The 11769-nt window shown below is 60.9% G+C and carries 12 protein-coding genes; 8 read left to right on the top strand and 4 right to left on the bottom strand.

Going from position 1 to position 11769, the window contains the following annotated elements; genetic code table 11:
* Positions 1–6 precede the first annotated feature (6 nt).
* From AADA15_RS17425 to AADA15_RS17415, 3 genes are all read left to right on the top strand, one after another.
* Positions 7–813 (top strand): TonB-dependent receptor domain-containing protein, encoded by an 807-nt coding sequence (locus AADA15_RS17425; protein WP_341642886.1) that lies wholly within the window; start codon positions 7–9, stop codon positions 811–813.
* Positions 814–890: 77 nt separating this feature from the next.
* Positions 891–2024 carry an MFS transporter gene (locus AADA15_RS17420; RefSeq protein WP_341642837.1) on the top strand — a complete coding sequence of 378 codons (1134 nt, stop codon included), beginning with the start codon at positions 891–893 and terminating at the stop codon, positions 2022–2024.
* On the top strand, positions 2017–3039 hold the full coding sequence (locus AADA15_RS17415; protein WP_341642836.1) for a siderophore-interacting protein: 1023 nt from the start codon (positions 2017–2019) through the stop codon (positions 3037–3039). Before AADA15_RS17420 ends, AADA15_RS17415 begins: the two co-directional genes overlap by 8 nt.
* A 395-nt stretch (positions 3040–3434) precedes the next feature.
* Here AADA15_RS17415 and AADA15_RS17410 read toward each other — a convergent pair whose 3' ends face one another.
* Genes AADA15_RS17410 through AADA15_RS17400 form a run of 3 tightly spaced genes read right to left on the bottom strand, consistent with a single transcriptional unit; the run spans position 3435 to position 5657 of the window.
* Positions 3435–4079 carry an SOS response-associated peptidase gene (locus AADA15_RS17410; RefSeq protein WP_341642835.1) on the bottom strand — a complete coding sequence of 215 codons (645 nt, stop codon included), beginning with the start codon at positions 4077–4079 and terminating at the stop codon, positions 3435–3437.
* Positions 4080–4125: 46 nt separating this feature from the next.
* Entirely contained in the window at positions 4126–4962 is an 837-nt protein-coding gene (locus AADA15_RS17405) for a GNAT family N-acetyltransferase (protein ID WP_341642834.1), read from the bottom strand.
* Complete coding sequence (locus tag AADA15_RS17400) at positions 4959–5657, bottom strand: GntR family transcriptional regulator (RefSeq protein WP_341642833.1); 699 nt, start codon at positions 5655–5657, stop codon at positions 4959–4961. Before AADA15_RS17400 ends, AADA15_RS17405 begins: the two co-directional genes overlap by 4 nt.
* 228 nt (positions 5658–5885) lie before the next feature.
* On the opposite strand from AADA15_RS17400, the gene AADA15_RS17395 reads away from it, so the two are divergent.
* The 5 genes from AADA15_RS17395 to AADA15_RS17375 all read left to right on the top strand — a co-directional run bounded on the left by AADA15_RS17395 (position 5886) and on the right by AADA15_RS17375 (position 10577).
* Positions 5886–6860 carry an ABC transporter ATP-binding protein gene (locus AADA15_RS17395; protein ID WP_341642832.1) on the top strand — a complete coding sequence of 325 codons (975 nt, stop codon included), beginning with the start codon at positions 5886–5888 and terminating at the stop codon, positions 6858–6860.
* 44 nt (positions 6861–6904) lie between these two features.
* The gene (locus tag AADA15_RS17390; RefSeq protein ID WP_341642831.1) at positions 6905–8176 is read left to right on the top strand and encodes an ABC transporter substrate-binding protein; all 1272 of its coding nucleotides are present in this window, start codon (positions 6905–6907) and stop codon (positions 8174–8176) included.
* Between the two features lie 62 nt (positions 8177–8238).
* Positions 8239–9087, top strand: coding sequence for an ABC transporter permease (locus tag AADA15_RS17385; protein ID WP_341642830.1), 849 nt, complete (start codon positions 8239–8241; stop codon positions 9085–9087).
* Between the two features lie 3 nt (positions 9088–9090).
* Positions 9091–9927, top strand: a complete 837-nt coding sequence (locus AADA15_RS17380) for an ABC transporter permease (RefSeq protein WP_341642829.1) — start codon at positions 9091–9093, stop codon at positions 9925–9927.
* Positions 9927–10577: an aspartate/glutamate racemase family protein gene (locus tag AADA15_RS17375; RefSeq protein ID WP_341642828.1), complete on the top strand. Its 651-nt coding sequence runs from the start codon at positions 9927–9929 to the stop codon at positions 10575–10577. Before AADA15_RS17380 ends, AADA15_RS17375 begins: the two co-directional genes overlap by 1 nt.
* Before the next feature lie 227 nt (positions 10578–10804).
* On the opposite strand, the gene AADA15_RS17370 is transcribed toward AADA15_RS17375, so the two are convergent.
* A complete protein-coding gene (locus AADA15_RS17370) occupies positions 10805–11695 on the bottom strand; it encodes a LysR family transcriptional regulator (RefSeq protein ID WP_341642827.1) in 891 nt (296 codons plus the stop codon).
* Positions 11696–11769 lie beyond the last annotated feature (74 nt).

The following is an 11769-nucleotide window of genomic DNA, read 5'->3' as shown; positions in this document are numbered from 1 at the left end:
GTCGATATCACGACATTCGATGCAACACGGAGCGGCAGCGATACCTCGCATGATGCATTTTCCGGACGGATCGGCCTGAGCTACGCGGTCAACGCGGACCTGTCCGGTTACGCTAATCTTTCCAGCAGTTTCGTGCCGACCACGGGGCTTGTCTACGATGTTCCGACGACCCCATCCAGCGGCCGGGCTGCGGATCCGACCAAAGGTCTGCAAAAGGAAATCGGCCTCAAGTATCAACTGCCTGGTAACGAAAGCCTTATCACCGCAGCCATCTTTGATATCGACCAGGGCGACGGCGTGGTCTTCCAGACCGTGGATCCATCGGTCTTTGGCGGGCTTTGCCAGGTGCAGGTGCCCTACGATCTGCGCTCGCGCGGATTCGAATTCGAGGGCCAGTTCAACTTTGCAAACGACCTTAGGCTGACCGGGTCGTATACCTACGTCGACATGGAGATCAAACGGGGGGCCACGGGAACGGTCGGCAAACAGCTCTCGGCAACACCCGAGCATACGGCGGCACTCTGGGGTTTTTATGAACCAAGCGCAGGAGTGCTCAAGGGCTGGGGCTTTGGTGCCGGTCTGCGCTACGTGGGAGAAAGCTGGGGGGAAAATCAGAACACGTTCAGGAACAAGGAACAGTTCTACTCTGATCTGTCGGTATCCTATGATCTGTCGCAGGTGGGACTTGACGGCATGGGCCTTCAGCTCAACGTGAAAAATGCCTTCAACAACACCGAGCAAACCTGCAGCGTCGGCTATTGCTACCGGACCGAGGGACGCACCGCGACCATCCGCCTTGCCTATCGTTTTTGATGCAAAGCGCAGGTCGAACCTGGCGGACAGTTGGCGCCATCGGTGGGGTCTACGTCGCGCAAAGCGTGATTGGCGGTGTGACATGGACGGGACTTCCGGGGGTGCTGCGCGCGCGGGACCTGCTGCTAGACCGGATCGGGCTGGTGTCGCTGATTGTTTTGCCCTGGGCGCTGAAGTTCCTTTGGGCCCCTTTCATCGAAAGGTTTCGCCTGCCCGATGGTGGACGGGATCGGTCGGTAAACGTCGTTCTGGGAGGGCTCGCTGTTGTGGTTGCAGCCCTTGCCGTGATGGGGGGGCTGGGACCGTCTCCTGTCTTGCCGGTGCTGGGGGTGCTGATGATCGCCGCCTGTGCGACGGCGACCGTCGACATAGCTTGCGATGGCTATGCTGTCGAAGCTCTGAGGGGAACGGCCTATGGCTGGGGAAATGCGGCTCAGGTGGGTGGGGCCTATCTCGGCGCTGCCATCGGAGGCGGTGTGTTTCTTGTGCTCGTCGACCGTGTCGGCTGGTCTGTCGCCACTTGGAGCATGGCGCTGACGACTGCGGTGCTCTGCGTGCCCTTTTCGTTTGTCGCACGTTCATCCAAGGCGCAGAAACGCCCGCATCAACATAGCCTTACCTCGGCTCTGGCGCGACAGGAAGTGCGGCAGGGCCTCCTGATCGCGGCGCTATACGTGGTGGCCCAAAAAAGCGCGATGAGCCTGTTTGGCCCTTTCTTTATCGATGCGGGCTATGATCTGGCTCAGCTTGGTATTCTCAGCGGCGCCGGGAGCCTGACGCATGGTTTTCTGGGGGCGATGGCCGGGGGCGGATTTGTCCGCCGTTTCGGAACTCGCGCCGAACTGGTAGGTGCCGTTGCACTGCAATCCATGATCTTGCTTCTTGTGGCGCTGTCGGCAGGCGATGCGGTGCTCTCTGCCGCGCAAGTGGCCCCGCTTGCGATGGTTGCAAGCGCAGCTGTGATGGCTTTTGGATTTGTCGCCCTCTACGGGCAGTTCATGACCTGGTCCGATCCCCGCCAGGGGGGCGTCGATTTCACCTTGGTCCAGTGCATGGATGCGGCCGTCAGCATGGTCTCAGGGACCGCCGCTGGCCTTTTGGACGAACACCTCGGTTACGGCACCTTCTTTGTTCTTGCTGCTGGTGTGTCCTGTGCAGCTCTCCCCTTCCTTTGGCGCATTGCAGCGCGGAAAGCGACGATAGATGACTGAATTGACTGGCCATAGTGATTTGCCCGGAGTCGCATTCGCCCCCTTGTGTCAGATGGCGCGCGCTGAAGCTGTCGAGCATGGTCTTGAAATCCTTCACGGCACAGAGGCAAAGCTGACGGTGCAGACCCACTACGGGCGCCTTTCTTTTTCGCCTATGCAAGGCGGAACCCGCGCCGAAATACGGGCGCCTCATGCGGATTTCCTGCAAACGCTGAAGGATCCGCTGGTGGATCAGATCAGCTCGGTCTTTCCCGAAAGTGCGCAACAGATCCGCTGGAGTGATGCCGCTTCTGCCGGACAGCTTCCTGACAATGCATGGGTGATGTCCGTAGCACATGTCTCTGCGCTGGCCGGAGGTTTCCGGCGGGTGACGTTGAAGGGAGATGTGTCGCGGTTTTCTCAGGCCGCTATTCATTTTCGCCTTGGTCTTCCACCCGAGGGGCGAGCGGCTGAATGGCCGACCATTGGCGTCACCGGAGCAACCCAGTGGCCGAAAGGTGACGCGAAACTGCATCTGCCCGTTTACACGGCGCGTGATGTGCGCCCTGACGCCGGTGAACTCATCTTCGACCTGTTCCAGCACGATGGGGGACGAGCGACGCGCTGGGCGGAGACCGTGCCTGCCGGAACCGAAATTCTGGTGACTGGTCCGGGGGGAGGGGGCTGCAAGATCGATAGTCCCATCCGCGCTTTTGCCGACGACACCGGATTTCCGGCAGTCGCGCGTATACTGGAGGCAAACCCCGATCTTACCGGTCGGATATCGCTCTACCCGTCCTCAGCGTATGGCGCAGCATACCCGCTGCCAAGGCACGGGGGTGTCGAGGTTGTCTGGGAACCCCCCTTTGCGCGTGACACGATGGCGGGGGGCGCCGTGTCTGCCATCACCGCACACGGAGAGTCGTTTCTGTGGTTCGCGGGCGAAAAACGCCTGGCAGCAGAGGTTCGGGCTGCATGGAAGCAAAGCGGTCGGGTTGCGCAAGAGGCCTATATTTCGGCCTATTGGCAGAGGTGAGGTCAAGCGGAGCCATTTGAGCCCCGCTGTCAGCAAGACCTGCAGGAAGTGGTGCGGAAACGAGACAAAGAGTTGCAGCAGCCTTCACTGCCCGTGCTCCGAGGGGGCAAGGATTGGCAGGAAGGCACCTTCGTCGAGAGAGAAATCCCAGTCACATCGTCTCGGCCATCCCATTTGCGCCTCATGTCCTGGAGGCTTGGGAAGGCAAGGCTCATGTCTGCTCCTCCGCAACGATCAACGGGCCATCACCACATGATCCTGGTTGCGCAAATGATCGCCACGGGCCTCCGCAGGTTGCCCGAATTCTGATTGGTGCAGAACGGGGATCCACTGGGGCGCTCACTTGGGGCAACTTTGCCGGACGGATGGGGGACGCGCGCCGAAATGCGCCGGGATCAGACGGCGTTTTCACAAGGCACAAGCAATCCATCGGGCAGGGGGCGCTGGAGGTCTTTGGCTATCCCGAGGGGCGCGGAAAGCCATATGCGCCAGTCTTCGGGCCGCGTAAGGATGACAGGCATGGCCTTGGGGTGTACCGCGCCAACCTCTGCGTTCGCAGCGCAGGTCAGAAAGGCAAAAAGGTCATCTTCGGTTTCGCCGTCCTTGACCCTGCGCACGGACCGCCAGCCCCGGGTTTCGATCCCTGCAAAGAACATCGGGAAGGCGGTGGCCGCGGAGGCAAACCACTGGTTCCCACCTTTCCCCGGCTCCGCGAAGGAGGTCACCGGCACAAGACAGCGATGCGCAGGTTCCAGCCATCGCCGCCAATGGGGGGACGCAAGGTTGCGCACATTGGTGACGCCCGGATCGCGCTGCGTCTTGAGGGCAAAGCGGGGCGAGGGCATTCCCCAGCGTGCCTTGACCAGTTCCAGCCCGCTGCCAGCATGCCGGATGATCGGCGCCAGTTGATTGGGGTAGAAGGTTCCTTCACCAAGGTTCCCGGCGCGATCGATCAGATCCGGGAACAGGCCCCGCATGGCATCCTGGGTCGTCGTGTTGCTGTAAAGATTGCACATGATCCATGTATGGGCCGAAACCACGGGCTGATCCAGGCCCGGAAGAGTGGATCAGCCCAGCGCAGTGACCCTAGCCAAGCTCCATGCTGGCAATGGCCTGAAGGATGACAGAGGGTTTTGGGGGCGTGCCGCGATACATCCGCGCCGTTGCGAAGGTCTCTTGGAAACCAAGGTCAGTCAGTATCCCGATCAGATCGGTATTGCTGTCTGGCAGGTCGATGATGACGGGGGCGGCGGGCATAAAGGTCAGGCCAGCCTGCACAAGCCGCAGTGCGGCTGCAGCATCACGGGCCACAACAGGGCCGACCTTGGCACCGTTTCGGCAGCGCCGGAGCGTTGCAAAGCCGGTGATCTGGCCTGCATCCTCCAGGACCAGACTGTGCCTGTTTGCCGTATCGTTGATCCAGGAGGTGAGAAACCGAGGCCGCTTTACATCATTCGCTTCGATGTCGAGGCGGGCAAGCGCGCTCCGGTCCTGTTCGGTTACTGGCCGGGCGGATGCGTCCGGTTTGCCCGGTAGGCTCCCTTCAAACCGCAGTGTGGCCCCGGTGCGGACAAAGCCGGATCTTGCGTAATTGGCCTCCTGGTCTGCCACGCCATCAAGGCCCACAGTGCGGGTGCCCGCATGTTCCAGTGCATGTTTCCAGAGCGCGAGGCCAATGCCCTGTCCCCTGTAACCGGGGGCGCAGATATAAAACCCCAGAAAAGCAAAATCCGGGCTGTGATTGACCACCGATATGGCGGCGATCGGGTGCCCGTCGATCTCTGCCACAAAGAAGCCCGCCGGATCGGCGCTGTAGAAGGCTTTGGCGTCGTCCAGACCCGGGTTCCAGCCTTCGGCGGCCGCCCAGTCCAGCATGGTGTCGAGATCGTCCAGCGATGCGGTGCGGAAATGAATGGGGCTCATTTGCCGAGGGCCTCACGCAGGGAGCCGGGCATCGGTGCCACGTTGCGCAGGTCCAGCGAGGTGACCAGATCCAGAAGATGCCCCTTCATCAGATCCTCGGCCCGGTCGCCATCCCGGTCCCGGAAGGCTTCGATCAGGGCATGGTGCGCATGGCTTTCGCACAGCGCGGCGCGACGTTGCCAGTACAAAGCGATTATGAGCGAAGAGCGGGAGACCAGCTCCGAGATAAAGGCAGCGATGGTGGACTGATCCGCAATCCGGGCGATTTCGATATGGAACTGCCCCGACAGGAACAGTGCCCGTCCGGAATCTCCGGCGGCAAGCGCGGCGTGCTCTTCCTCGATCTGACGCGTGAGGGCGCCGAGGTCTGCCTCAGTCATCCGCTCGGCGGCGGATCGTGCGGTGCGCGGCTCAAGCAGGGCGCGGGCCTCGAAGACTTCCCGCGCTTCGCGGACGCTGGGCTGGGCCACATAGGCGCCTTTGTTGCGGCGCAGTTCGACCAGTCGCTGATGGGCAAGGGTTTGCAGCGCAGCACGCACGATGGTGCGGCTGACCCCGTAGACCTCTGCGATTTCATCTTCTCCCAGCTTTGCACCCGGTGTCACACGATGCTCGTGAATCGCCCGCTCAAGCTCTTGGGCGACCTGTTCGGCCTGGCTTGGTTGGGGTGCCAGTGCTTTGGGCTGCTCGTTCATCCAGATCTCCTTGGTCTGGCGAATCTGCCGGAATCGACAGATGAGGGCAAGGGCGACAATCGCGGGTTCATAATCGTATACAATGTTGTGTTGATAATTGTGCGCCGTCTCGCGAACTGTGCGTAAATTTCGCGCAGCTGCTGTTTCAGAGGGTGTCAGAGGGCGATTTGCCGGGACCGGGGCTGCTTGGCGGGCGCAGTCTGAAGGCAGTGAAACGGCGGAGCGCACATGCAGACAGGATACGATCTCGAGCTCAGACATCTGACCAAGCGGTACGGAGAAACCGTCGCGGTGCGTGCGCTTAACCATGTGTTCGACAGCGGGTCGTATGTGTGCCTGCTGGGGCCGTCAGGCTGCGGGAAGTCCTCGACCCTGCGGATGATTGCGGGCCATGAGGATGTCTCGGAAGGGCAGATCCTGCTGGACGGGGCAGATATCTCCCGGCTGCCGCCTGCGCGGCGCGGAACGGCTATGATGTTCCAGAACTATGCTCTGTTTCCACATTTGAACGTCCGGGACAATGTAGCCTTTTCCCTGCGCATGAAGGGCATCGACAGGGCCACGCGCCACGGCAAGGCGGATGAGCTGCTCGATCTGGTGGATATGACGGACTATGCCGAAAGGCTGCCTGCGCAATTGTCCGGCGGACAGCAACAGCGCGTGGCTCTGGCGCGTGCACTGATCACCGGTCCGAAGGTGCTGTTGCTGGATGAACCGCTGTCGGCGCTGGATCCCTTCCTGCGCATTCGCATGCGGGCCGAACTGAAGCGATTGCAGCGTGAATTGGGCATCACCTTCATTCACGTCACTCACGGTCAGGACGAAGCCTTGGCGCTGGCGGATGAGATTGTCGTGATGAATGACGCGGTGATCGAACAGGCCGGGCCCGCCCGTGAGGTATGGGACCGGCCCCGCAGCGCCTTCGTTGCGCGCTTTATCGGCGGGCACAATGTGCTTGATCTGGAGGACGCCAAGGTCGCCGTGCGGGCCGATGCTGTGCGCATCGGCGCCGAAGGACTGCCGGCGACTGTAACGACGGTGGAGTATCAGGGCGCCTCGGTGGCCGTGACGGCAAAGACCGAAACCGGCGCAGAGGTTCTGGCCCTGCTGCCCGAGGCGGAATTCTTCGGCGCTCCCAAAGAGCCGGGGGACGCAACGCATCTCAGTTGGGACGAGGGCCAGTTGCACCGCCTGGAAGCCTGACCAGGCACATCAAATCCATAAAAACCACAGGAGAGGAATAGACGATGGCAAAACCCAAGGTTGGATACACAAGACGCGCATTGCTTGGCACCGGGGCGGCGGCTCTGGCGGCGAGCGCTTTGCCCGCCCCGATGCTCTGGGCGCAGGACACCAAGAACATCACCCTGCGCCAGTTCGGGACAGGCGTGTCGAACCTCAATGAGGTGGCACAGAAGGTCAAGGAAGACCTCGGCTTTACACTCGAGATGACTGCGCTGGACTCCGACAGCGTCACCCAGCGCGCGGCCACTCAGCCGGACAGTTTCGACATCGCCGATATTGAATACTGGATCTGCAAGAAGGTCTGGCCGACGGGCAACCTGCAGGCGATGGATACGTCGAAGATCAAGAACTACGACAAGATCGTCGGCATCTTCCGCTCGGGCAAGCTGACGCCCGAAAGCGAAATCGCGCAAGGCACTGCGCCGCACACCGTCGGCTTTGTCGATGGTCCGGGCGGCAAGAGCTTTGCCTCGGAAGAGACGGGCTGGATGACGCTGATCCCGACGATCTACAATGCGGATACTCTGGGTATCCGGCCCGACCTGATCGGGCGCCCGATCAAGAACTGGTCCGAGCTTCTGAACCCCGAGTTCAAGGGCAAGGCCTCGATCCTGGATATCTCGTCCATCGGGATCATGGATATGGCCATGGTGGTCGAATCCATGGGCGAATACAAATATCCCGACAAGGGCAATATGACCCGCGAAGAGATCGACCTGACCATCGGCATCTTTACAGAGGCCAAGAAAGCCGGCCAGTTCCGCGCCTTCTGGAAAACCTTCGACGAGAGCGTGAACCTGATGGCCTCGGGCGAAGTGGTCATCCAGTCCATGTGGTCGCCTGCGATCACTGCGGTCAAGTCGCGCGGCATCCCTTGCGTCTACCAGCCGCTGGAAGAAGGTTACCGGTCCTGGGGCGGTGGTATCGGCCTGTCCAAATCGCTGTCGGGAATGGAGCTGGATGCGGCCTATGACTACATCAACTGGTACCTGGATGGCTGGGTCGGCGGCTTCCTGATGCGCCAGGGGTATTATTCGGCGGTGCCGGAGACCTCGAAAAACTTCATGACGGCCGATGAATGGAGCTACTGGTTCGAAGGCAAGCCCGCCGCAGGCGACATCACCAACCCGTTTGGCGACGTGTTGGCCAAGGCCGGAGACACCCGTGACGGGGGTTCCTTCTATGACCGCATGGGCGCCGTGGCCTGCTGGAACGCGGTGATGGACGAAAACCAGTACATAGTCCGCAAATGGAATGAGTTCATCGCAGCCTGATGAACCTTTGCGCGGGGGGCAATCCTCCCTTTGCCTCCCGCGTGATCTTCCCGGAGAGATACATGACCAGAAACCTTGTCGGCTGGCTTCAGGCCGCGCCGCTGGCGCTGATCCTGCTGTGCTTCCTTGCCGCGCCCATCGTGATGATCGTCGTCGTCAGCTTCTGGGGCGCGACGGAATATTCAATCTACCCGGCCTTCCTGTTCGACAACTATGAATTCCTCTTTGGCTCAGAGGTGGTCTGGCGCGTCTTCTTTGCCACCTTCCGCTATGCCGCGATCACCTGGGCCTTGACGCTGGTGATCGGCTTTACCGTGGCCTATTTCCTGGCCTTTCATGTGCGCAGCACAACCTGGCAGATTGCGCTGTTCCTGTTGTGCACGATCCCGTTCTGGACCTCGAACATCATCCGCATGATCTCATGGATCCCGTTTCTGGGGCGCAACGGGATTGCCAACAAGACGCTGATCGACTGGGGAATGATCGACGCACCACTCGAATGGCTGCTTTATTCGGATTTCTCGGTCATCCTGGCCTTTGTGCACCTATATACGCTGTTCATGGTAGTGCCGATCTTCAATACGATGATGCGGATCGACAAATCCCTGATCGAGGCGGCCTATGACAGCGGCGCCAGCGGGCTGCAAACCCTGTGGCACGTGATCATCCCGCTGACCAAACCCGGCATCATGATCGGCACGATCTTTGTGGTGACGCTGGTGATGGGCGATTTCATCACGGTGCGGTTCATGTCGGGCAGCCAGCGCGCCAACGTGGGGCGGCTGATTTCCAATGATATCGGCCTTCTGCAGTACCCGTCCGCAGCGGCGACGGCGGTGGTTCTGCTCTGTACCGTCCTGATCGTGATCGCGATCCTGCTGCGCTTTGTGAATATCCGAAAGGAGCTTTGAGCCATGGAAAGACGCTCTCCCGGTTTCTACGTGCTCGCGACGTTTTTTGCGCTCTTCGTGCTGTTCCTTTACGGGCCGACGATCACCATCGGCATCCTCAGCTTTCAGGGGCCGCAGGGCGGGCTGACCTTTCCAATGAATGGCGTTTCGACCTATTGGTTCCGCGACCTTTTCGAGGAACAGGCGGTTGGAGACATCTGGGGCGCCTTTGCTCGCAGTTTCGTGCTTGGCCTTATGGTGATGGTGACAACCGTTGTCGTTTCGGTTCTTGCAGGACTGGCCTTTCGCAAGCGGTTCTTTGGCTCGGGCCTTTTGTTTTATGCGGCGATCACCTCGCTGGTGATCCCGTCTATCCTGATCTCGCTCGGGGTCGGATTGATCTTCAACCAGCTTGGGTTCAGGGTCCACTGGGCCACATCCGGGTTCGGGTCGCAACTGACCTGGACGTTGCCCTTCGGCCTTCTGATCATGTTCGCCGTCTTCAACCGCTTTGACAAAAGCTATGAGGAGGCCGCGCGGGATCAGGGCGCGTCTGCCTGGCAGACGGTCCGATACGTGGTCCTGCCGATCATTGCCCCCTCGCTGATCGGGGTGGCACTGTTCGGGTTCACACTCAGCTACGATGAATTCGCGCGCACGCTGTTGACCTCGGGCAGTTACAACACCCTTCCGCTTGAGGTCTTTGGCATGACCACCAATGTGACCACCCCGGTGATCTATGCGCTTGGCACGCTTACGACGGTGTTTTCCTTGCTCATCATCGCGGTGTTCCTCCTGACCGTATGGCTGATGAACCGCCGCCGCGCGCGGCTCGGGTCTGACGCCGGAAAGGGCGTTTGATGCGGCTTCTCTATATCAATCCCAATGCCTCCGAGGCGATGACCCGCAGCATCGAACGCATCGCGCGGCAGGCCTGCCCCGGTGCCGAGATTGCGGCGGTGACGAACCGGGACGGCCCTCCCGCCATCGAAGGCCCTGAAGATGGTGCAGCGGCCATTCCGGGGCTTCTGGAGCTGGTCCGGCATGCGCAGGCCGATGCGGTTATCGTGGCCTGTTTCGATGACACCGGCCTTGCCGAGGCGCGCGCCATTGCCAACTGTCCGGTTCTGGGGATCGGTCAGGCCTCCTATGTGATGGCGCAGCTTCTGGGGCGGCGGTTTTCTGTCGTAACCTCGGTTGCTGCGGCCGTGCCGGTGATCCAAGGCAATATCGACGTCGGCGGCCATGCCCAAAGCTGCACCTCGGTCCGGGCCAGCGGCCTGCCGGTCCTGACCATCGAAGAGGGAGATGAAGAAACCCGGCGGCACCTTGCGGATGAAATCCGGCGTACCCGAGACCGGGACCGCGCGGAAGCGGTGGTGCTGGGCTGCGCAGGGATGGCCGCGCTGGCGCAGGATTTGTCCGAGCGCACGGGTATGCTGTTGATCGACGGGGTGAGCGCCGCAGCCCAACTGGCGCAGGCCGTGGCCCGGTATTCCAAGGCAGAATAGCCCGGCTGGGGCAGGTGCCTTGAACACATCCCTTTACTGCCCTTTATGGGGTGCGGAAGGCAGACCAGCCTCTGTTCGAGCAGACCCGCGCTCACGCCCTCGCATTCGTCTGCCAGCTCCACGGTGAACGGAGCATGGTAGTATGCTGACCTCGGATGCCCGTGGATAGTGTGCAAATGGCATCTGCCCGATAGGATCACATCCTTTCTGGCGTCGGAACCTTCCGGTCAGGTCTTGGACAGGGACGAAGGATGGCCAGTCAGCAACTCCTGCACCAGTTTGTTCGGAAAGCGGCGCTTCAAGGTGATGGCGAAAAAGCTCTCTTTGATCTGGGGGTGCTCATCGGCTTCGACCAGGCGGCCGGAGGACAATTCGTCCTGCACGACGATCGGGGCAACCAGGGCCAGGCCGATGTTTTCACGGGCCAGCAGGCGCATCATGGCCATATCGTCCACCTCGGCGACGATCTGGGGGCGCACTGACAGGCGGCTCGCCATGGCATCAAACGCCGTACGAAGGGAGTTGTCGGTGGTGGGCAGGATGAAGGGCTGTTCCCGCAGCAGGTCCTTGATTGGGAGGGCGGGATCAAAGCGTTCTGGCGCGCCGACGATGCTGACGGGTTGCTCGGCGATGTGGTGCGTCTCGTAGGGGGCAAGACTGTCACTGGGCGGCTCGCGGTTCATCAGCACGACGTCCAGGTTCAGCGTCCCGAGCCCCTCCATCAGCTCCGTCGGGCTGCCGGACCGAAGAATCACCTCCACATCCATTCGGGCCAGCATCGGTCTGAGAAAGCCGATCTGAAAGTTGCGCGACAGCGTCGCCAGCGCCCCGACGCGCAAGGCTTGCCGCGTATTGCCCGTTTCCTGGAGCGTCGCGACAAGTTCCTGACCGGTCGAGAAGATCGCATCGGCATGATCCAGTGTGATCCGCCCGGCTTCGGTGAGATGCAGCTGTCGGCCGCGACGGTCGAACAGAGAGTGTCCAAGTCGCTCTTCCAACTGCTTGATCTGCGTGGATAAAGCGGATTGGGACAGATTCAGGCGCTGGGCCGTTCGGGTCAGGTTCCCGTCATGGGCCACAGCCCAGAAATATCGAAGATGATGATAGTTGAGCGGCATATTGTTCTAAATAACAGAACGAAAACTCCAGAACAATGAATTTTTATGGTCGCAACTTGTGACGTATCTGAAGT

This window comes from Phycobacter sedimenti (genome assembly GCF_038148855.1).
GTDB lineage: Bacteria > Pseudomonadota > Alphaproteobacteria > Rhodobacterales > Rhodobacteraceae > Phycobacter > Phycobacter sedimenti.
This window is presented reverse-complemented; position numbering and strand designations above follow the sequence as displayed.

Bases quoted from the DNA above. Each gene is read 5' to 3' on its own strand.
- AADA15_RS17385 (WP_341642830.1), top strand. From the start codon at position 8,239: ATGACCAGAAACCTTGTCGGCTGGCTTCAGGCCGCGCCGCTGGCGCTG.
- AADA15_RS17400 (WP_341642833.1), bottom strand. From the start codon at position 5,657: ATGAACGAGCAGCCCAAAGCACTGGCACCCCAACCAAGCCAGGCCGAA.
- AADA15_RS17395 (WP_341642832.1), top strand. From the start codon at position 5,886: ATGCAGACAGGATACGATCTCGAGCTCAGACATCTGACCAAGCGGTAC.
- AADA15_RS17390 (WP_341642831.1), top strand. From the start codon at position 6,905: ATGGCAAAACCCAAGGTTGGATACACAAGACGCGCATTGCTTGGCACC.
- AADA15_RS17375 (WP_341642828.1), top strand. From the start codon at position 9,927: ATGCGGCTTCTCTATATCAATCCCAATGCCTCCGAGGCGATGACCCGC.
- AADA15_RS17415 (WP_341642836.1), top strand. From the start codon at position 2,017: ATGACTGAATTGACTGGCCATAGTGATTTGCCCGGAGTCGCATTCGCC.
- AADA15_RS17405 (WP_341642834.1), bottom strand. From the start codon at position 4,962: ATGAGCCCCATTCATTTCCGCACCGCATCGCTGGACGATCTCGACACC.
- AADA15_RS17370 (WP_341642827.1), bottom strand. From the start codon at position 11,695: ATGCCGCTCAACTATCATCATCTTCGATATTTCTGGGCTGTGGCCCAT.
- AADA15_RS17380 (WP_341642829.1), top strand. From the start codon at position 9,091: ATGGAAAGACGCTCTCCCGGTTTCTACGTGCTCGCGACGTTTTTTGCG.